A 19,734-nucleotide genomic window follows, 5' to 3' on the forward strand; every position below is an offset into this window, starting at 1 on the left:
CGTGAAACAATTTAGAAAGTTGCTGTATCTGGATCTTGTGCGTAACCAACCACACCTTCAAGTGAGTTAATTTCTGCCATATCTGCATCAGATAATTCAAAATCAAATAAATGAGTATTTTCTTCAATTCTATCAGCATGGACAGATTTTGGAAGTGGCAAGAAGCCATTTTGTAATGACCAGCGTAACGTAACTTGTGCAACGCTATGACCAATACGACTGGCAATTTTAACCATTGTTGGTTCAGTGAAGATAGCACCAGTTCCTAATGGACTATATGCTTCTAGTTGAATATTGTGTTCATGACAGTAATCAATGGTTTCTTTAGGGGTATCACCAGGTGCCAATCTAATTTGATTGATCATTGGTGTGATCGTTTGTGTTTCTTCTAAAACTTTGAAATGACGAGGACGGAAGTTGGAAACGCCAATTGCTTTAATTTTACCTTCATTATAGAGATCTTCAAAGGCACGCCATGTTTCTTGAAGATGCTTTTCCCAATTATCTTCACGATAAGCAGCAGGATTAGGCCAGTGAATTAAGAATAAATCAAGATAATCAACGTCCAAGTCCTTTAATGTTTGTGCAAAGGCCGCTAGTGTTTCATCGTAAGTGTGCGCCGTGTTAGCTAATTTGCTTGTTAAAAAGATGTCCTTACGGGCAACACCGCTTTCGATGATACCTTCACCGACGCTACTTTCATTATGGTACATTTCAGCAGTATCTAAATGTCTGTAACCAGCAGCTAAGGCCGATTTTACTGATGCTTTAGCAACATCACCACTAGGTGTTTGCCAAGTTCCAAACCCGACAACTGGAATTTTTACGCCATTTGCTAATTCATATGTATCTGTTAATTTATTCATAGAATTAAACCTCCAAGTGTTTTTATTTACTTCTATTGTCATTATAGCCTGGGGCCTATAGATTTTGTCAAATGATAGAACTTTTAAAAAAAGTCGTTCCAAAAAAGGGTATAGATAAGGGGGCATTTAGTGCTATAATATAACGATGATAATTATATTTGGAGGATGGACATGCCCATATTTACTGGAAAAAATGTTGATCAAGCTGTAGCTGGTGGTTTGGCTACTTTAAAGCTTGAAAAAACACAGGTCGAGATCAAAATAATCAATGAAGGCAAGTCTGGATTCTTATTTTTTGGCCGTCAAAAGGCGGAAGTTGAGTTAATTGAAAAAAAAATAGTGAAAAAACCGACAAGCAAAAAACCAATTGATGAAAAAAAAGAGATTATTGCATCAAAACCGCTGACGGCAGAAGAAAAAGCTGCTAGAAGTCAGCTTAATGAAAAAGCAGTTCATGATGTTGGGTATTATTTAGCTGATATTACTGAATTGATGGGGATTGATACAGAAATCAACGTTCAATTTGAACGTCGTCAGGTAACCTATGATTTCAATACGAGTAAACAGGGCTTACTAATTGGTAAACATGGTAAGAGCTTAAATGCCTTGCAGTATTTAGCACAAGTTAACATGAACCAAAAAGCAGTTAGTCGAATGAATGTTATTCTAGATGTTGGTGGATATCGTCAGCGTCGTGAAGAAACGATTGAACGGTTAACAATTAAAGTTGCTAAGGATGTTATTCGAACAGGTGAAACCATTCAATTGGATCCAATGCCTGCTAACGAGCGTAAGCAAATTCATTTTTATTTAGCACGAAATAATCGAATCAAAACAACATCGGTTGGAACAGGAACCAAACGATCAGTTATTGTTGCACCTAAGAATAAAACGAATTAGTCAGTAATAGAAGGAGCCACCACATATGACTTTAAAACATAATCCGAACAAATTAGAAGATGAACTTTGTTTTTCCATTTATACAGCACAAAAAGATTACAATAAATTTTATACAGAATCACTGAAGGAATTTAATTTAACGTATCCGCAATATATTACGTTACTTTCATTGTGGGAGAAAGCCCCCGTTATGGTGAAGGAACTTGGGGCAAAGTTACATTTGGATAATGGGACATTAACACCACTTCTAAAACGTATGGAAAAAGATGATTGGATTATACGTGCTAGAGATTCTGAAGATGAACGTCGCGTAAATGTTTCATTAACTGAAAAAGCGAAAAAAAGTAAAAGTAAGATTATGGAACAAATGGCTAGCTGTTTTGCTTCGTTTGATATGACTGAAGAAGAATATCTAGGTTATGTTCAAGAATTGAAAATAATTACTAGTAAATTAGAAAATCGGTCTATTCGTAGTTAAACGAATCAATTTAGTTAAACAGATTTGTTGACAAATGCCAGTAAAGCAAGTATATTGTTGGCATTGAACTTAATATTAGATAAAGTAGTGAAGGTGCTTTATCCACGTCCTTTTTATGGCGTGGAGTGGGCCCTTTTTTTGTTTGAAAAAATTTAAAGAACAAGGTTGCCTGACTGATAATAAGAAAATGAAGGGAGCATTTAAAGATATGCCAGAACTAACAGAATTTGATACAATTGCCGCTATTTCAACACCACCTGGTGAAGGGGCCATTTCAATTGTTCGATTGAGTGGGGAAGACGCCGTTCAAATTGCTAACAACGTGTTTAAAGGGAAAAATTTAGCTAATGTTGATAGCCATACCATTAATTATGGTCATATTTTAAATCCTAAAACGGATGAAGAAGTGGATGAAGTCATGGTTTCGGTGATGCTAGCGCCAAAAACATTTACACGTGAAGATGTCATTGAAATTAACTGTCATGGTGGGATTGTACCAACGAACCAAATTTTACAATTACTATTAAGTAATGGTGCGCGATTAGCTGAACCTGGTGAATTTACAAAACGGGCCTTTTTGAATGGTCGAATTGATTTATCTCAAGCTGAAGCTGTCATGGATTTAATTCGTGCTAAAACGGATCGTTCAATGAAAGTGGCTTTGAACCAGTTAGATGGTAATTTATCACGTTTAATTCGTAATTTACGTAAAGATATCGTAGATGTTTTAGCATTAGTTGAAGTTAATATTGATTATCCAGAATACGATGCTGGTGAAGAAATGACGACTAAATTATTGCTTGAAAAAGCACGAGATGTTAAGAAATATGTGCAAGAATTACTACAAACTGCGCAACAAGGTAAAGTGTTACGTGAAGGATTAGCTACGGCCATTATTGGTCGTCCTAATGTTGGTAAATCGAGTCTTTTGAATCATTTATTACATGAGGATAAAGCCATTGTAACTGATGTTGCCGGAACAACGCGTGATGTGATTGAAGAATACGTTAATGTTATGGGTGTGCCTTTGAAGTTAGTGGATACAGCTGGTATTCGGGATACAGAAGATAAAGTTGAAAAAATTGGGGTTGAACGTTCTAAAGAAGCAATCGTTCAAGCTGATTTAGTAATGCTTGTCTTAAACAACAACGAACCCTTATCTGCTGAAGATAAACAACTCATTAAATTAACGCAAAATGATAAACGAATTGTTATTTTAAATAAAACAGATTTACCTGATAATTTAGACCGCAAAGAGTTAGAAAGCATGGTTGATCCAACTGAAATTATTTCAATTTCTGTCTTGAAACACGAAGGTATGAAGCAACTTGAAGAAAAGATTGCTAACTTATTTTTTGGTGGGATCGAAAACAGTCAAACAACAATCATGATTACGAATTCTCGTCATATTGGCTTATTAAATCAAGCTGAAACTGCGTTAGATGATGTTATAACAGGAATTGCTGCAGGGATGCCAATTGATTTAGTTCAAATTGATATGACCAGAAGTTGGGAATTACTTGGTGAAATCACTGGTGATAGTTATCAGGATGAATTACTCACGGAATTATTTAGTCAATTCTGTTTAGGTAAATAATTGTCAGCAAATAGGAGGATGTAAATATAAATGGACATTAAAACTTATGATGCGCCAGACTACGACGTCATTGTCGTTGGTGCTGGACATGCCGGCTCAGAGGCAGCACTTGCTGCTGCACGAATGGGCAATAAAACATTACTGATTACAATTAGCTTGGACATGGTTGCGTTTATGCCATGTAACCCCTCAATTGGTGGTCCTGCTAAAGGAATTGTTGTACGCGAAATTGATGCCTTAGGTGGCGAAATGGGTCGTAATATTGATAAAACTTACGTTCAAATGCGTATGTTGAATACGGGTAAAGGGCCAGCGGTTAGAGCATTACGCGCCCAAGCTGATAAGCATCTTTATTCAAGCGAAATGAAACATACAATGGAAAAAGAAGAAAACTTGACGTTACGTCAAGGAACTGTTGATAGTTTAATTGTCGAAGATGGTGAATGCCGTGGTGTTGTAACAAATACTGGCGCAAAGTACCGTTCTAAAAGTGTTGTTTTAACGGTTGGGACGGCTGCTCGAGGTAAAATTATTATTGGTGAATTAAGTTATTCATCAGGTCCTAATAATTCACAACCTGCCATTAAATTATCTGAAAATCTTGAAGCACTTGGTTTTGATTTGGAACGCTTCAAAACAGGGACACCACCTCGTGTTGATGGGAATACAATTGATTACAGTGTGACTGATGAGCAACCAGGTGATGTTGAGCCTAATCACTTCAGTTTTGAAACACCTGATGAAGCTTATATTGATGTTAAAAATCAATTATCTTGTTGGTTAACGTACACGAACTTAAAGACGCATGCAATTATTAATGCTAATCTTGATCGTGCACCAATGTTCTCAGGAATTATTAAAGGTGTGGGTCCACGTTACTGCCCATCTATTGAAGATAAGATTGTCCGATTCTCTGATAAACCTCGTCATCAACTCTTCTTGGAACCAGAAGGTCGCTCAACGGATGAATTTTACGTTCAAGGCCTTTCGACATCAATGCCAGAAGAAGTTCAACAAGATATTATTCATTCAATTAAGGGCCTTGAAAACGCTGAATTAATGCGTCCAGGGTATGCGATTGAATATGATGTTGTGGCGCCTTACCAATTACGCCCAACGCTTGAAACAAAATTAGTGAAGAATCTATATACTGCGGGTCAAACAAATGGAACTTCTGGTTATGAAGAAGCTGCTGGGCAAGGTTTGGTAGCAGGAATTAATGCTGGATTACGTGCTTTAGGCCGTGAAGATTTTACATTGAATCGTAGTGATGCTTATATTGGCGTTATGATTGATGATTTAGTAACAAAGGGGACCAATGAACCTTACCGTTTATTAACGTCTCGTGCTGAATATCGTCTCATTTTACGTCATGATAATGCAGATTTACGTTTAACTGAAAAAGGGTATGATATTGGGTTGATTTCAGAAGAACGTTTAGCTATTTTTGAAGCCAAAAAAGCTGAAATTGAAGCTGAAAAAGCTAGATTGCAATCATTCCGTATTAAACCAACTGATGACGTGAATGCTTTCTTAGCAGAACATGACAGTGCTGCCTTGAAAGATGGCGTATTGGCTAACGAATTCTTGCGTCGTCCTGAAGTGACTTATGCAGATGTTGCCAAATTCATGCCAGGCCCTGACCATGAATTAGATCATAGAATTATTGAGCAAGTTGAAATTCAATTTAAATATGAGGGTTACATCAAAAAAGCGCAAGAAAAAGTTGCGAAATTAAAACGTATGGAAGCTAAAAAAATTCCAACAAACATCGATTACGATGCGATTGAAGGAATTGCGACGGAAGCACGTCAAAAATTTATTAAAATCCAACCAGAAACATTAGCTCAAGCTAGTCGTATTAGTGGTGTTAATCCCGCTGATTTATCGATTCTCGCTGTTTATATCGAACAGGGTAAGATTGCTAAGGTTAATAACTAAAGTTATAGGGATGCATAAAAGGCGTCAATTAAGTATAATATACTTAATTGACGCCTTTTTTTATTGAAAGATTAATGAGTTATCTTGCCGAAGGGAATTTTTATAGTCCCGCTGCTTGTATAATTGACGCTAAACTTGATGCTAAACTAACAGCAAATACGGTCATAACAAGGAAGACAACAAATGCCAATAGTAATTGACCAATAACAACACCGTAAAGGCGATCAATTTTAAGTGGGTGTGTATCAACAATAATTGCTAGAATAAATGCCACACTCATAATAATTGCCATTAAAAAGTATAAGAACACAGCAAAAGCTTTAAGACCAGCTAACATTAAAATCATGCTAAGAACCGATAATGCAAGATTGACCATTAAATAATGTGTGAAACGATTTGTAAAGGCTAATAGTGTGTCGGTTTTATCACCCAACACAACGTTACGAACGAAAATGCCAATTAAGACATAAACAGCAAAAACGAGTAACGTCAAGAAGAATAGTTTTACATAGAGACCGCTCTCAACTGTTGATTCACCTTGGCTAACAGCTGAGCTGCTTGAACCACCAAAAAATTCTGAGAACATGTTTGTACTATCTATAGCTGAAGAAACTGATGAAGCGACGCTATTTAACAATAATTTTACAAAAATATCATTGAATAATGCGAACAAGATAATTGTCGCAAAGCCAAAATATTTATGACCATTTTCTAAAATTGTTGGATGTTTAATGGCATTTAAGAAATAAGACCAATAATTTGTTGCGAAAGCTTTGGCTTGTTCAACATTTTCATTTTGGCTTCTAGTTTCTGGTTCGGGTGCATATTGTTGTTGGAATTTTGTTGGTTCTGGTACATTTTGTGTTTGTTGTTGATCTGCTTTTTGAGCAGGTTTTTGAGTAGGTTCAGCCGGGAAGGCGAACCCACAGTTTGTACAAAATTTTACGGTTGCTGGTTGTTGAGACCCACAGTTAGGACATGTTTTCATTGTTATTTCCTCCAAGGTTTAGTTATCTTCAGTTTTTTCACTAATTTTTTTTGCTGGTGTAATTGAATTGATTAAGAAATCATCATTATTAGAATAATTGACCTTAGCGGTATATTCGAAGACTTGTGTTTTAGTTGAATAGTCATCATCACTATCAGTGAGATCAAAAGTATAAGTCACATCATAAGTGACATCGAATTTATTCTTAGCTGTAGGTGTTATCGTTTTGACTTTAGTAGCATAATCGACACTTTCAATTGAATCATTATTGTAGTAACTCTCAGCAATTTTAATCCATGATTTAGCATCCGCGTTACTTTCACCACCAACGAAGAAGCTACCAATTGTTCCGTAACTGTCGCTTGAATCCTCGTCGGAATCGTCACCTTCACTAGTGTAATCACTAATATGTGAAAATAAATTATCCATGTAACTTTGGGCATCGTCTAGGGTTAACATGTCAGGGAAAGTAATATTGAATAAATTACTTTCAGAACTATCTTGATAGCCATCTTCATCAGAACTATCTAGCGTCACGCTATTATCGTCATCGCTACCTGAAATTTTATATTTACTTGTAACAAGCGTGTTGTCACCAACTTTTTCTTTAAGTTGTAAAATATTGTTTCCAGAAGAGGCAATAGGTCCAATTGTTGCGGTTCCAGAGCCATTAGTTGTGCCGACTTTTTTTGAGTTAACGTAAATATCGGCCTTTGCGATACTTTTAATTCTAAACGTAATGGTACTTAAATCTAGATTTACGCTAGAAGTTGGACTGTTGAGTATCTCGGTTGATTCATTATTTAATTTAGTACCATCAACAGCGCCAGTTGCTTCTATTTTGTAACTACCAGGGACTAAGCCTGTGATAGTTTTACTGTAATCATCAGAGTTAGCTGTGGCAATTTTCTTGTCATTCATTTTAATGACAGCGCCAGAAGTATTTGTTGATAATTTAACGGAAACGGTTGAAAAATTGGCTGTATATTTAGGGAATAATAACCAATGTTTACCATTTTCTTTTAATTGGAATTGGTTAGAAGTGTTTGTTGAGCTCGTTAAGCCATTTTTAAACTCTTTAAGGGAAGCCGCACTATTCCAAGCATCTGATGCAGGCTTCATAGATGAATCAGTAATTTTTAATGCAGTATCTGACGTTGAAAAATAGTTTTTCATATTTTTGTCAGTTTTTAGAGCCTCTGTCATTCGATTAATCTGATTCTCTTTTGAATAATATTTGGTCCCAGCATAATAACCACCCAAAATAATAATAATGATTGCGCCAATTAAAATTCTGAAAAATTTTGTTTTACCTGAAATGGGTGGTTTAGCAGAACGTGTCTGGTTAGCTGGCATTTCTTGTTGGTTTGGTACTTGTTGTTGAACCGGTGCAACACGTAAATTAAAGTTACAGTTAGGGCAAAAATTGTCTGATTGTGACACTTCAGTTCCACAATTAGGACAGAATTTTTTGGTAGAACTTCCGGTCATATTATCTAGCGGAGCATGATAGATATAGTCTTTTTTAATCATTAGTTCTCCTTTTGAGTAGTATTTGGATCTGTAGCAGGTATCTAAATTCCTGCATAATTTGTTCTAAAATAATGACTAAATCAATAAAAATATAAAAAATTTTGGAAATTGGTTGAGATGTTATGTGCGCTTATACGACTACTTATGTATCTCAATTTTAATGTTATCGTTCGTAATCTCCCCACAGAGCCTCCCTTTAAATCGGATTTAATACCGAATCAACGAATAATGAACGTACCTTAATTGAACCTTAACTTATTTTAACAATCGAAGAGGTTATTGCATATAGATTTATTTTATAAAACGATAACTACAACTCTGTTTGATTTATTTGAAATCCTTTACCATAAAGATATTACCTTTCTGATTAGGAGTTTAAGATGCTTGAAAAAATAGGAATATTGATTCGTGCTAAACGAAAATTATTGAATATGACCATTGAGCAATTGGCTGAAAAGTCAAAATCTTCTGTTAGTTTAATTTCTCTGATAGAACGCGGAAAGTTAGACAATATTAAGATGAAAAAATTATCAGATATTGCTGAAGCATTAGATCTGACTTTAGCTGATTTTTTTACTGATAAAAATTTAAAAGGTGTTGCAACGCTTGATTTAATTAATTATCTAGCTTCTTTGCCAGAAGATAAGCGTGAAGCAACAGCTGAATTATTGCTCAAAATAATCCGTTTATAAATGATTATCTTTAATGATGGACCATGCTATTTCTTCAATAGTGTGATCTTTTTTTTGTGTTTGATAAGCCAAAGATAAATCAATTTGTTTGGTGGGTAGGTCTAAAGTTAAAATATCAAAATTGTGAAAATCAACTCGATAGTCACTAAACTTATAAATTAAAAATTTTAAATCCTGTAGCATCTTCAAATTATCGTGTACTTCTGTCCCATTCATAAATAAAATCTCCCTTATAAAAAATTGCATAAAAAAAGCATTAGCCTTTATTAGCTAATGCTTAGATTACAACAAAAATATTTATATTATAAGACTGATATTTTAAAAAAATTAATTTTGGTTTCTATGTGAGGGTCATAGTCTTTTTTATAAAATTAATTTTAACGATAGTGTCAAGTTTTGTCAATGAGAGATATTTTCTCTAAAAGAAGCGAGATTACTTTTAATTAAGTGATCTCGCTTCTTTATATTTTAATGGACCCTAACGGATTTGAACCGTCGACCTTCTACTTGCGGAGCAGACGCTCTCCCAACTGAGCTAAGGGCCCGAATATGTTTATGATACACCAAATAGATATAAATTAAAGTAAAATCTGTATTTCCTAGTGAGACAGTCTAAATAACAATGGTTCTCAATTAAAAAAAGTGAAGGTAAATTAATTTTTAAATGTTTTTTGCCGGTATAATAAGGTTTTTTACGTATTAATAAAGGAATAACGGATGATAATTTTGACTGATATTCATGGAGGCACTAAAATTAATAGTTAGAAGAGATATGAGATGGGTAAAGGTTTTGCAAAATTTAATTTTGCGAAATAAACAAAGGAGATAACCATGTTGCAAAAAATAAATTTAGCAGAAAAAATTAATATATTACGTGCTGGCGTGATGGGAGCTAACGATGGTATTATCTCGGTTTCTGGGATTGTGCTCGGAGTGGCAGGTGCATCTGTTAGTAATTTTGGGATTTTTATTGCTGGTATTGCAGGAATGTTCGCGGGAATGTTCTCAATGGCTGCTGGAGAATATGTCTCTGTGAATACACAAAAAGATACAGAAAAAGCGGCCATGGACGTGCAAACTGAAAATATTAAAACACATTTTAATTCTGAGAAAAGCGATTTAGTTACGTATTATCAAAAGCAAGGTATTTCTGAAAATGTCGCCATGGAGATAGCAACTGAACTTATGGAAAAAGATGCTGTTTTGGTAACGGCAAAGGAAAAATATGGCATTGACCCAGAACATTATACGAATCCTTGGCATGCGGCGGTTGCATCAATGTTATTATTCCCAGTTGGTGCTGCACTACCATTATTCGCGATAACATTGTTTCCCAAACAAATTAGAATTCAAATGACGATAGTGGCTGTTATTTTTTCTTTAATTTTGACGGGCTATGGTAGCGCAACACTTGGTAATTCTAGTCGAAAATTAGCCATTATCCGAAATGTTATTTCTGGACTTTTGACGATGGCGATTACTTATTTTATTGGACATTTATTCGCATAAAAGGAGAAAATAATGGCAGAGAGAAAGAAAATATCATTAGGGGCAGAATTAAATATATTACGTGCCGGGGTTTTAGGATCAAATGACGGTATTTTGACGGTGGCAGGGGTGGTTTTTGGCGTGGCAGCGGCAACATCAAGTCCATTTGCTGTTTTTATTGCTGGAATGTCAGATTTGTTAGCAGTTGCATTTTCGATGGCATCTGGAGAGTATGTGTCCGTTAGTACGCAAAAGGATACGGAAAAAGCAGTCGTTGAAACGCAAAAGAAAAGACTAATTGACGATCCTGAACAAGAACGCAAAATGGTAATTTCTGCCTACTTAGAAAAGGGTGTTTCCAAAGTATTAGCCATTAAGGCAGCCGATGATATTATGGCAAATAATGCGCTGGAAGGCACTGTGAGGGAACGGTACAATATCGAAATTGGAAATTATCTAAATCCATGGGATGCTGTTTTTTCATCAATGGTTGCGTCATCGTTAGGTGGTATTTTTCCATTACTTGCAATGACCTTTTTGCCTGGCACTATGAAAATGTGGGGCACAGTTGTAGTCGTGACGCTGGCATTGGCTTTAACAGGCTTTATTAGTGCGTCTTTGGGTAATGCAAGAAAGATGCCAGCTATTTTACGTAACGTCATAGCAGGGCTCATAACAATGCTTGTGACGTACTATATTGGATTATTCTTTGCTTAAACAATTGTTTCATGTGAAACATTGTGCCTTGTGTTACACGGCAGGAACTTTCTATTATAGGGGTAATAGTGTAAGCTTTGAATCAAGTAGTAAACTGATGAAAAATGAGGAAGACCTATTATGGTAGCAACAAATGCACAGCAAAGAGCTAAAAAGAATATACTTGATACGTTTATTAAAATGCTAGAAAAAACTTCTTTGAGTAATATTACTGTAGAACAAATAACGATAGCTGCTAAAATTAATCGAAGTACTTTTTATCGCTATTATCGTGATAAACAAGATCTTTTAGAAGAAGCAATTCATGTGTCAATTTCAAGCATGTTTAATGAAAATATGAGGGCGCTCACAAATGAAGAATTTATTCGCCAAAGTATTTTGGTTATTAAAAAACAAGAACGATTGATTCGAAATTTAACCATTAATAATAATTCTGAGCTTTATCCCATTTTAGTTGAAATAGTTGCAAATGAAATTATTAAATTGCCGAATGAAATAGAACGTAAAGATGATATTCGAAATCAGTTCTATAACCCCGTTTTGAAGTCGGCCCAGTCAGAATACATTTCCTATATGCTGGCAGGTGGCGTCGTTGGCATTTTTTATAAGTGGATAGATAATGGGATGGAACAAAATGCTGAAGAGATTATAAAAGTTCTAATCAGTCTGATAAATTTTAATAAAAGTAATACAAAATAAGCCATCTGTTGCATTTTGCAACGAATGGCTTATTTTATTGGTTGTTTCATTTTTTAACTATAAGTAGAATAAGCATTCTAGTAATTAAATTAAAAGGAGATGGCTCGATTTTGGCAAAAGTATTTCATTCATTTGCAACTATGATTCGTAAACATGCAAAATTAAGTATTAGTATGACTTTAATTGTCACACTAATATTAGGAATAGGGTTAGCAAATATTAAAATTTCAATGGGTAATGAAATATTTGTTAGTAAAGATTCTAAAGTTTATAAAGATACTGCAACGTACCAAAAAAACTTCGGTGGGGACGGTATTTACGTCCTACTCTCGGGTAACCAAAAGGATTTACTTTCAAGCAATAATTTAAAAAAAGTTGCCGATTTTTCTAAGAAAATAAATTCTGTTGATAATGTTAAAGGATCAAAGAATCTTGTGTCAGTGATGAATGAACAATTTAAAAATGCAGGAACAAGTTCATCTGATTTAACAAGTTCAGCCAAATTACAAACAGGGTTAATGAATAGTTTAACCACTAAGCAAAAGGAAAAATTAACAACAAAAGTTAATTCCAGCTTAAATGCAACACAAACAGCTGCGCTACAAAAATATACAGTTGGCCTACTTTCAACAAGCCAACAAGCAGCAATGGCACAAAAGATTCAAGCGGGTGCGACATCGCAAGAGGCGCTTACTAGCTCGTTATCACATGCACAAACAAATGAAATTCAAGCTTATATGTTATCGCAATTAACAAGTCAGCAAAAGCAGAGTATGCAGACGTTTGTCGTTGGAATGTTGCCAAAAGTCCAAAATATGGATTCTGATTTAGTTCATGATTTAGTCTTTTCTGATAACGGTAAGATGCCAGCACAACTTAATCAATTACTACCAAACAATGCTAAAAACATGCTGCTTGTTGTTAATACATCAGACAAAACAGATATGAACTCATATGTTAAATTATCAAAAGAGACCAATAAGATAATTAAAGCAGAACATTTTAGCAAAAATGTCAAAGTTCGATTAGCAGGTGGTCCTGCTGTTAATGGTCAAGTTAATGATGTTGTTGTTAGTACAATGAGTACCATGTTTGGCTTAGCCGTTGTACTTATGATTGTCATTCTTGCTAGTGTCTTCCCAGTTCGTCGACGTCTTTTGTCACTACTATTTGTGACCGTTGGATTAATATGGACATTTGGGATTATGGGATTATTAAAAATTCCGTTAACGTTGGCAACTATGGCGACATTACCTATTATTATTGGTCTTGGAACTGATTTTGGTGTTCAATTCCATAATCGATATGAGGAAGAGTACAGGCAAAGTAAAGATGTGGATCAATCTGTTGAAAAATCAATTAAAAGCATGGGACCAGCTGTTGGAATTGCCTTGATTGTCATGACATTTGCCTTTTTGATGATGTTCTTATCAAAGGCACCAATGATGCAACAATTTGGGTTAACGTTAGCAATTGGGGTCGTTTCATCTTATATTGCTGAAATTGTATTAATGTTCTCAACAATGACCATTTTAGATGGTAAAAAGCGAAAAAATAAAAAAGAACCTAAAGAAGTTGGCCCCGCAAAATTGGCTAAAATTTTAAGTCGTTACGCTAATTGGGTGACACATCATGCTAAGGCTATTTTATTTGTTGGATTAATTTTGATGGGATTCGGATTCGCAGCTGAGAATAAAATAAGCACGGAAACTGATTTAATGAAAATGATTCCGCAAAATATGACAGCATTAAAAAATACTAAATATTTGCAAAAAGAAGCTGGATCAACGACTTACCTGACTTATTTAGTGAAATCAGATGGAAAGATAGATAAATCTGATATTCAAACGATTCAAAGTTTTGGTGCTAGTGAAAATAGTAAATACTCTGGAATTTCAGATGTGACTTCAATCGCAACATTACTAAAAACGGCTGGCGTTGATCCAGAAAAGGCGACACAGCATGAGATTAGTAAAGGGATTACAACGTTACCCTCTGCAGCAAGTCAGACAAGCTACAGTGATAACAAACGCTACGCAACCATTCAATTTAAAATTAAAAAGAATTTATCTACGGATAAACAGCTAACCTTGATGAATCATATTAACTCGGATATTAAAAAAGCAAACTTAGGTTCTGTTGATATATCTCCAGCTGGAGCCCAGGTTATGCAGATTGTTGGCTCAGTGAACATGGCCGCTAACCATAATTTAATCATGTTTGTTGGCTTATTGATTATTTTTGTCGTTTTATTATTGGTTTACCGGGATATTCGTTTAGCTCTAATGCCAGTTATTCCAATTTTAATTGTGCTTGGATTATCACCATTGGTATTATATGTCTTTGGAATTTCATACAATCCATTAACAATGACGCTTAGTTCACTTGTTTTAGGAATTGGAACTGAATTTACAATTCTGATACTCGAAAGGTACAAAGAAGAATTCGATTCAGGGATGAAGACAAGAGATGCAGTTGTGAGGGCTGTTTCATCAGTGGGACAGGCAATTACAGTTTCCGCGTTAACAGTTATGGGTGGATTTACAGCGATTATCTTCGTTTCTTTCCCCGCTCTTCAAAGTTTTGGGTTAATAACAGTATTAGATACAGGTTTCGCGTTAATCAGTGCACTAACCATTCTTCCAGCAATTATTTACTTGTTGGAGAAAAATAAGAAATAAAAGAAACGTGCCCATGTATGTCATTTATCACATACATGGGCATGTTTCTTTGTTATGAGGCTGTTAAATTGTTAGGACTTTAATAACTGGTGATGGAGAACCAATATTTTATACATTTCAGGTACAAAAAAGCATTAACCGAAAAGGTTAATGCTTCAATAGAATTTAATAATTAGTTGTTAACGGTACCAGCAAATGAAGCAGGGTAATAGGCTAATGCACCGATTTTAACATTTTGACCAGGTTCTGGAGCAGCGATGTATTGGCCACCACCTAAGTAAATACCGACATGGTATGAAGAACCTTGTGCTCCCCAGAATAATAAATCTCCAGGTTGAGCAGCAGAAACTGATTTCTTAGTAACGTTTGATTCTTGTCCAATAGTATTACGGTTTAAGTTGATACCAACTTTAGCGAATACATATTGTGTGAAACCTGAGCAGTCAAAACCAGAAGGAGTTGATCCGCCCCAAACATAAGGAGTACCTATGTATGCTTTAGCAATTGAGATAACTTTACTTGCTGAATAGCTTGCTGTTTGTGTTGTTGTATTTGAAGCAGTATTTGTGCTAGTAGAAGCTGGTTCGCTTGCAGCAGTAGTAGTGCTGTTTGAAGTTGTATTTGAACTTGTAGTAGCAGTATTGTTTGCAGGAGCTGCTTTAGGAGTTGTAGTAGCAACCTTAGCAACTGAACCTGTTAATTTCAAAGTTTGACCAGGATTGATCATTGAACTTGAAGTTAAACCGTTAGCATCGCACAATGCTGAGATAGTAACACCGTTAGTTTGAGCAATTGACCATAATGAATCGCCACTCTTAACTGTCACTGTTTTGCCATCTGTAGAAACTGCAGATTCTGTTGCTTTAGCTGTTTCTGGCTTAACAGTTTTAGCTGGTGTTGCTTTAGGTGCTGTAGCAGTAACAGTTTTTGAACCAGTAACTGCTAATTTTTGACCAGGTAAGATAAGTGCTGAGCTATCAGCAAATCCATTAGCTGAACGAAGAGCTGTGATTGAAATGCCATTTGCTTTCGCAATTGACCATAATGAATCACCAGTTTTAACAGTAATAGATGTTTTGCTTGCTGAACTAGTAGTATCAGAAGCAGAAGAAGTATCAGTGCTTGTTTTAGCGTTGCTATCTTTTGCAGGAATATTCAATGATTGACCAGGTATAATGATATGAGATCCTGAATCAATGTTGTTTAAAGTTTCGATTGTTTTGATTGAAACACCGTACTTTTGAGCAAAAGTCCATACAGTATCGTTTGTTTGAACTTTAACAGTTGCTGCATTGGCGTTTGCATTAGATGCAAGAAGGAGACCGGCAGTACCGATTGTACCGAGTAATAATGATTTAACTGTGTTATTCAAGTGAGTCACATCTACTTTCTTTTTTTATTAATTTATACTTAATACTATTTATTATAACTAGTTCGTGTTGCAATCAAATACAAAAAATATTACAATTCATCACAATTTTGTAACATAGACTAACTAAGACCTACACAACAACGTCCGTGATACTTTATGTATTTTTGATAAGACTTGTTTCTTTTTTAGAAATCGTGAATAAAGCTGATTTAAAAGCAATTTACTCACTACTTTTTAAATGTGGCGTCTTGTGAAATGTTACGAAAACATTACACAAAGCTTACGATTCCTTACTAATAGAACTAAATAAAACTATACCAGTCGTTTTACTTAGTTGCAAATGAAATTTTAAATTTAATAGAAAGGGATTTCATTGTCTGATATCATTTGAATTATTAGACATTGAAAGTCCTTAAATGGTTAGCGTATAATTAATTAAATAAAGGGAATAAAAATACATAATGATTAGGTGGATTTATGAAAAAAATAGTTAAAGAAATAATGAGTTGGGTCATACCAGTTGCAGTCGGATTAATTATTGCAATGCTTTTAAAAACATTTGTTGTCACAATGGTGCGTGTTGATGGGCCGTCAATGCAACCGAACTTGGTTAATAATGAACACGTTGCTGTTGTTAAAGTAATCGATGTTAAACGTTTTAGTACGGTAGTTTTTGATGCTTATGGTGTGGATCCTAATGCAACAGACGGTCAAGAATACGTTAAACGTGTAATTGGGATGCCTGGTGATACAGTGGTATTTAAAAATGACCATGTGTACGTTAATGGAAAGAAAATTTCAGAGCCTTACATTTCAACGGATCAAAAGACAGTTGGAACAAGGGTTCAAGGGTTAGATGCCAAAAATTGGACATTTAGTTCTTTGGCCATGGATAATAAATGGACTAGAGACGGAACTGCTACTAAAGTGCCTGCAGGTAAGTACTTTGTTTTAGGGGATCATCGTTCGGTTTCTAACGATAGTCGTTACTGGGGATTTGTTGATGAATCAAAAATTCAAGGTGTTGTAAAAGTACCATTCTGGAATTTTAATAAAGCGGATCATAAATATATTTATTAATTGCATTAAAAATGCAGAAAAAAATAAGTTAAGTTAGAAGAGGAGATTTTATTATGACAAAAACACCAATTATTTTAGATTGTGATCCAGGCCATGATGACGCATTAGCATTAATGATGATTGTCGCTTCACCAGAATTTGATTTACGTGCAGTAACAACATCTGCGGGTAACCAAACACCTGATAAAACATTTGATAATGCTTGTCGATTACTCACATTGATGGAACGGACTGATGTGCCCGTTGCTAGTGGAAATAAAAAACCTTTACTTCAAGAATTAATGATTGCTGATGCTGTACATGGTGATACAGGGGTTGATGGGACAGAATTACCTAAATCTGAGATTCCTGCAACTAACTTAACAGCCATTGAATTAATTGCTGAAATAGTATCTAAAAGTGCTGAAAAAATCACAATGGTTGTGACAGGTCCGATGACAAATATGGCTTTATTTTTAGCTGTTTACCCTGAGTTGAAAAGTAAAATTGAAAAAATTGTCTTCATGGGTGGTTCAACTGACGTTGGAAATGTTAAACCGGGTTCAGAATTCAATATTGCCGTGGATCCAGAATCAGCAAAAATGGTTTTAAATGATTCTATTCCGATGGTTATGGCTGGATTGAATTTAACACATCAAGCACAAATCTTGGATTCAGAAATTGAAGAAATCGGTAAAATTAATAATAAAGTAGCACAGTCTGCTTATGGATTATTGAAATTTTACGGTATCTACTATGGTCAAGAAAAATGGGGATTCCAAGGGATTCCTTTACATGATCCCTGCACAATCGCTTGGATGTTACATCCAGAACTATTTACAAGTGGCCACTATCACGTTGATGTTGAAGTTAACGGTGATCTCACTCGAGGCGAAACGATTGTTGATAAATTTGATTTATTAGGCCTAGAAAAAAATACAGAAGTCTTATTATCAATTGACCGTGCAAAATTTGTTGAACTATTAATTTCAAAACTTAAAAAATTTGATGAATTAGTAGGTTAGAGAATCTTATAGGTGGCTTGTATTTCTGGACTAAATACGTTAAAGTTAAGCAGGACGTGAAACATCGTTTTGTTTCACAAATAACGGAGGGCCAGTCATATGAATCCAGAAGAATTTCGTCAAGCATTAGCCAAAAAAGACATTAAATTAACAGACAGACAAATGGCACAATTTGAAACTTACTATGAATTTTTAGTAATGACAAATGAAAACCTTAATTTAACAGCTATTACAGAAAAATCAGACGTTTATTTGAAGCATTTCTATGATTCTTTAACGCCTGCTTTCTATTCAAAAGAATTACAAAGCGAGCCCTTATCTATTTGTGACGTCGGCGCAGGTGCCGGCTTCCCTTCAATTCCACTGAAGATTGCTTTCCCGCAATTAACGGTGACTATTGTTGATTCGTTGAACAAGCGCATCAACTTTTTAAATGAATTGGCGGACAAATTAGATATTACAGGGGTTGCTTTTTTTCATAATCGCGCTGAAGAATTTGCGGGTAAAAAGAGTTTATATAGAGAACAATATGATATTGTGACAGCTCGTGCAGTTGCCAGATTGAGTGTGCTATCTGAATTATGTTTACCTTTAGTCAAATTAAATGGACAATTTATTGCCTTAAAAGCTCAAAAAATGGATGAAGAATTAACGGATGCTGAGTACGCTATTAATCTTTTAGGCGGACAAGTTGTAGCTAATCATGAGTTTAATTTACCAATCTCTGATGATGAACGTCATTTATTAGTGGTCGATAAAGTGAAATTAAGTCCTAAGAAATACCCTAGAAAAGCGGGCGTCCCTGGACGGACACCGCTTGTAGCTAAAAGATAGTCAGGAGGTCGTCAGAAAATGGCATTTTCATTTTTAGGAAATCGTAAAAATCAGCAAGAAGATGAAACGAATCAAACAAAAGTTAGTGACATTTCTGTTACGAAAATCGTGCCTAATCGGTTTCAACCTCGCCGTGTTTTTGATGATCAAAAAATTGATGAATTAGCACAAACTATCAAGGAACATGGGTTGTTACAGCCTATCATTTTACGAGAATATAAAACTGGAAAATATGAAATTATTGCTGGTGAACGTCGTTTTCGAGCAGTATCTTCGTTAGGTTGGAAAGAAATTCCCGCGATTATTCAGAAGATGGATGACGACCAAGCGGCATCAATGGCACTCATTGAAAATTTACAGCGAGAAGAATTAACGGCAATCGAAGAAGCTGAGGCATACAGTAAATTAATGGACTTGAATCAGCTATCACAGTCAAAATTAGCTGAAGATATGGGTAAAAGTCAGGCATTTGTCGCAAATAAATTACGTTTGTTGAAGTTAGAGCATGAAGTACAAACAGCAATTATGTCGCAACAAATTTCGGAGCGTCATGGACGGGCAATGGTTAATTTAACAGCGAACGTTCAAAAAAAATTATTAAAACGTATTTTAAAAGAAAAATTAACGGTTAAAGAAACTGAAAAGTTGATTGCCAACGATAAAATCAAACCGGAAGCAAAAAAAGCTAAAGAAAAAATCGTGAAAAAGGGTAATCCTGATAAACGATTGGTGGTTAATACATTGAAGCAAGCCGTTAAGATTATAGAAGATAATGGTGTGACAATTAAATCAAAACAAGAAAAAACTGATTCAGGATACCGTATCATTATTGATGTAGTTGAATCAAAAAAGGAGGGTTAATCA

Annotated in this window: 18 protein-coding genes and 1 tRNA gene; 13 read left to right on the forward strand and 6 right to left on the reverse strand. The window is 35.1% G+C overall.

Annotation, left to right across the window (positions count from 1 at the left end; genetic code table 11):
* Positions 1–11 precede the first annotated feature (11 nt).
* The gene (locus ACVQ8P_RS07065) at positions 12–866 is read right to left on the reverse strand and encodes an aldo/keto reductase (RefSeq protein ID WP_462298510.1); all 855 of its coding nucleotides are present in this window, start codon (positions 864–866) and stop codon (positions 12–14) included.
* A gap of 171 nt (positions 867–1,037) precedes the next feature.
* On the opposite strand from ACVQ8P_RS07065, the gene jag reads away from it, so the two are divergent.
* The 4 genes from jag (at position 1,038) to mnmG (ending at position 5,782) form a co-directional block, all read left to right on the forward strand.
* Positions 1,038–1,766 (forward strand): RNA-binding cell elongation regulator Jag/EloR, encoded by a 729-nt coding sequence (gene jag / locus ACVQ8P_RS07070; protein WP_462298511.1) that lies wholly within the window; start codon positions 1,038–1,040, stop codon positions 1,764–1,766.
* A 25-nt stretch (positions 1,767–1,791) separates the two neighbouring features.
* A complete protein-coding gene (locus ACVQ8P_RS07075; protein WP_462298512.1) occupies positions 1,792–2,244 on the forward strand; it encodes a MarR family winged helix-turn-helix transcriptional regulator in 453 nt (150 codons plus the stop codon).
* Between the two features lie 208 nt (positions 2,245–2,452).
* Complete coding sequence (gene mnmE / locus ACVQ8P_RS07080) at positions 2,453–3,841, forward strand: tRNA uridine-5-carboxymethylaminomethyl(34) synthesis GTPase MnmE (RefSeq protein WP_462298555.1); 1,389 nt, start codon at positions 2,453–2,455, stop codon at positions 3,839–3,841.
* 30 nt (positions 3,842–3,871) lie between these two features.
* Positions 3,872–5,782 (forward strand): tRNA uridine-5-carboxymethylaminomethyl(34) synthesis enzyme MnmG, encoded by a 1,911-nt coding sequence (gene mnmG, locus ACVQ8P_RS07085; RefSeq protein WP_462298513.1) that lies wholly within the window; start codon positions 3,872–3,874, stop codon positions 5,780–5,782.
* A 100-nt stretch (positions 5,783–5,882) separates the two neighbouring features.
* On the opposite strand, the gene ACVQ8P_RS07090 is transcribed toward mnmG, so the two are convergent.
* Complete coding sequence (locus ACVQ8P_RS07090) at positions 5,883–6,770, reverse strand: DUF6574 domain-containing protein (RefSeq protein ID WP_462298514.1); 888 nt, start codon at positions 6,768–6,770, stop codon at positions 5,883–5,885.
* Positions 6,771–6,788: 18 nt separating this feature from the next.
* A complete protein-coding gene (locus tag ACVQ8P_RS07095; RefSeq protein ID WP_462298515.1) occupies positions 6,789–8,303 on the reverse strand; it encodes a TcaA 3rd/4th domain-containing protein in 1,515 nt (504 codons plus the stop codon).
* A gap of 380 nt (positions 8,304–8,683) precedes the next feature.
* Between ACVQ8P_RS07095 and ACVQ8P_RS07100 the strand changes: the two genes are divergently transcribed.
* Complete coding sequence (locus tag ACVQ8P_RS07100) at positions 8,684–8,995, forward strand: helix-turn-helix domain-containing protein (RefSeq protein WP_462298516.1); 312 nt, start codon at positions 8,684–8,686, stop codon at positions 8,993–8,995.
* Here the strand turns inward: ACVQ8P_RS07100 and ACVQ8P_RS07105 are convergent.
* Entirely contained in the window at positions 8,990–9,211 is a 222-nt protein-coding gene (locus ACVQ8P_RS07105) for a hypothetical protein (protein ID WP_462298517.1), read from the reverse strand. The genes ACVQ8P_RS07100 and ACVQ8P_RS07105 overlap by 6 nt on opposite strands.
* A 256-nt stretch (positions 9,212–9,467) precedes the next feature.
* Positions 9,468–9,540, reverse strand: a tRNA-Ala gene (locus tag ACVQ8P_RS07110).
* A 286-nt stretch (positions 9,541–9,826) separates the two neighbouring features.
* Here ACVQ8P_RS07110 and ACVQ8P_RS07115 point away from each other — a divergent pair.
* From ACVQ8P_RS07115 to ACVQ8P_RS07130, 4 genes are all read left to right on the forward strand, one after another.
* Positions 9,827–10,504 (forward strand): VIT1/CCC1 transporter family protein, encoded by a 678-nt coding sequence (locus ACVQ8P_RS07115; RefSeq protein ID WP_462298518.1) that lies wholly within the window; start codon positions 9,827–9,829, stop codon positions 10,502–10,504.
* A 12-nt stretch (positions 10,505–10,516) separates the two neighbouring features.
* Positions 10,517–11,200: a VIT1/CCC1 transporter family protein gene (locus tag ACVQ8P_RS07120; protein ID WP_462298519.1), complete on the forward strand. Its 684-nt coding sequence runs from the start codon at positions 10,517–10,519 to the stop codon at positions 11,198–11,200.
* A gap of 120 nt (positions 11,201–11,320) precedes the next feature.
* A complete protein-coding gene (locus tag ACVQ8P_RS07125; RefSeq protein ID WP_462298520.1) occupies positions 11,321–11,899 on the forward strand; it encodes a TetR/AcrR family transcriptional regulator in 579 nt (192 codons plus the stop codon).
* 110 nt (positions 11,900–12,009) lie between these two features.
* On the forward strand, positions 12,010–14,580 hold the full coding sequence (locus ACVQ8P_RS07130; protein WP_462298521.1) for an efflux RND transporter permease subunit: 2,571 nt from the start codon (positions 12,010–12,012) through the stop codon (positions 14,578–14,580).
* Positions 14,581–14,752: 172 nt separating this feature from the next.
* Here the strand turns inward: ACVQ8P_RS07130 and ACVQ8P_RS07135 are convergent, their stop codons facing one another.
* Entirely contained in the window at positions 14,753–15,952 is a 1,200-nt protein-coding gene (locus tag ACVQ8P_RS07135; protein ID WP_462298522.1) for a C40 family peptidase, read from the reverse strand.
* Between the two features lie 477 nt (positions 15,953–16,429).
* Here ACVQ8P_RS07135 and lepB point away from each other — a divergent pair, with 477 nt between their 5' ends.
* The 4 genes from lepB to noc all read left to right on the forward strand — a co-directional run bounded on the left by lepB (position 16,430) and on the right by noc (position 19,731).
* A complete protein-coding gene (gene lepB, locus ACVQ8P_RS07140; protein ID WP_462298523.1) occupies positions 16,430–17,032 on the forward strand; it encodes a signal peptidase I in 603 nt (200 codons plus the stop codon).
* Between the two features lie 53 nt (positions 17,033–17,085).
* On the forward strand, positions 17,086–18,036 hold the full coding sequence (gene rihA / locus ACVQ8P_RS07145; protein ID WP_462298524.1) for a pyrimidine-specific ribonucleoside hydrolase RihA: 951 nt from the start codon (positions 17,086–17,088) through the stop codon (positions 18,034–18,036).
* Positions 18,037–18,135: 99 nt separating this feature from the next.
* Positions 18,136–18,870 carry a 16S rRNA (guanine(527)-N(7))-methyltransferase RsmG gene (gene rsmG / locus ACVQ8P_RS07150; RefSeq protein ID WP_462298525.1) on the forward strand — a complete coding sequence of 245 codons (735 nt, stop codon included), beginning with the start codon at positions 18,136–18,138 and terminating at the stop codon, positions 18,868–18,870.
* A gap of 18 nt (positions 18,871–18,888) precedes the next feature.
* Positions 18,889–19,731: a nucleoid occlusion protein gene (gene noc, locus ACVQ8P_RS07155; RefSeq protein ID WP_462298526.1), complete on the forward strand. Its 843-nt coding sequence runs from the start codon at positions 18,889–18,891 to the stop codon at positions 19,729–19,731.
* The last annotated feature ends 3 nt before the right edge of the window (positions 19,732–19,734 follow it).

Source organism: Dellaglioa sp. BT-FLS60 (assembly GCF_054941065.1).

Bases quoted from the DNA above. Each gene is read 5' to 3' on its own strand.
- ACVQ8P_RS07065 (WP_462298510.1), bottom strand. From the start codon at position 866: ATGAATAAATTAACAGATACATATGAATTAGCAAATGGCGTAAAAATT.
- jag (WP_462298511.1), top strand. From the start codon at position 1,038: ATGCCCATATTTACTGGAAAAAATGTTGATCAAGCTGTAGCTGGTGGT.
- ACVQ8P_RS07075 (WP_462298512.1), top strand. From the start codon at position 1,792: ATGACTTTAAAACATAATCCGAACAAATTAGAAGATGAACTTTGTTTT.
- mnmE (WP_462298555.1), top strand. From the start codon at position 2,453: ATGCCAGAACTAACAGAATTTGATACAATTGCCGCTATTTCAACACCA.
- mnmG (WP_462298513.1), top strand. From the start codon at position 3,872: ATGGACATTAAAACTTATGATGCGCCAGACTACGACGTCATTGTCGTT.
- ACVQ8P_RS07090 (WP_462298514.1), bottom strand. From the start codon at position 6,770: ATGAAAACATGTCCTAACTGTGGGTCTCAACAACCAGCAACCGTAAAA.
- ACVQ8P_RS07095 (WP_462298515.1), bottom strand. From the start codon at position 8,303: ATGATTAAAAAAGACTATATCTATCATGCTCCGCTAGATAATATGACC.
- ACVQ8P_RS07100 (WP_462298516.1), top strand. From the start codon at position 8,684: ATGCTTGAAAAAATAGGAATATTGATTCGTGCTAAACGAAAATTATTG.
- ACVQ8P_RS07105 (WP_462298517.1), bottom strand. From the start codon at position 9,211: ATGAATGGGACAGAAGTACACGATAATTTGAAGATGCTACAGGATTTA.
- ACVQ8P_RS07115 (WP_462298518.1), top strand. From the start codon at position 9,827: ATGTTGCAAAAAATAAATTTAGCAGAAAAAATTAATATATTACGTGCT.
- ACVQ8P_RS07120 (WP_462298519.1), top strand. From the start codon at position 10,517: ATGGCAGAGAGAAAGAAAATATCATTAGGGGCAGAATTAAATATATTA.
- ACVQ8P_RS07125 (WP_462298520.1), top strand. From the start codon at position 11,321: ATGGTAGCAACAAATGCACAGCAAAGAGCTAAAAAGAATATACTTGAT.
- lepB (WP_462298523.1), top strand. From the start codon at position 16,430: ATGAAAAAAATAGTTAAAGAAATAATGAGTTGGGTCATACCAGTTGCA.
- rihA (WP_462298524.1), top strand. From the start codon at position 17,086: ATGACAAAAACACCAATTATTTTAGATTGTGATCCAGGCCATGATGAC.
- rsmG (WP_462298525.1), top strand. From the start codon at position 18,136: ATGAATCCAGAAGAATTTCGTCAAGCATTAGCCAAAAAAGACATTAAA.
- noc (WP_462298526.1), top strand. From the start codon at position 18,889: ATGGCATTTTCATTTTTAGGAAATCGTAAAAATCAGCAAGAAGATGAA.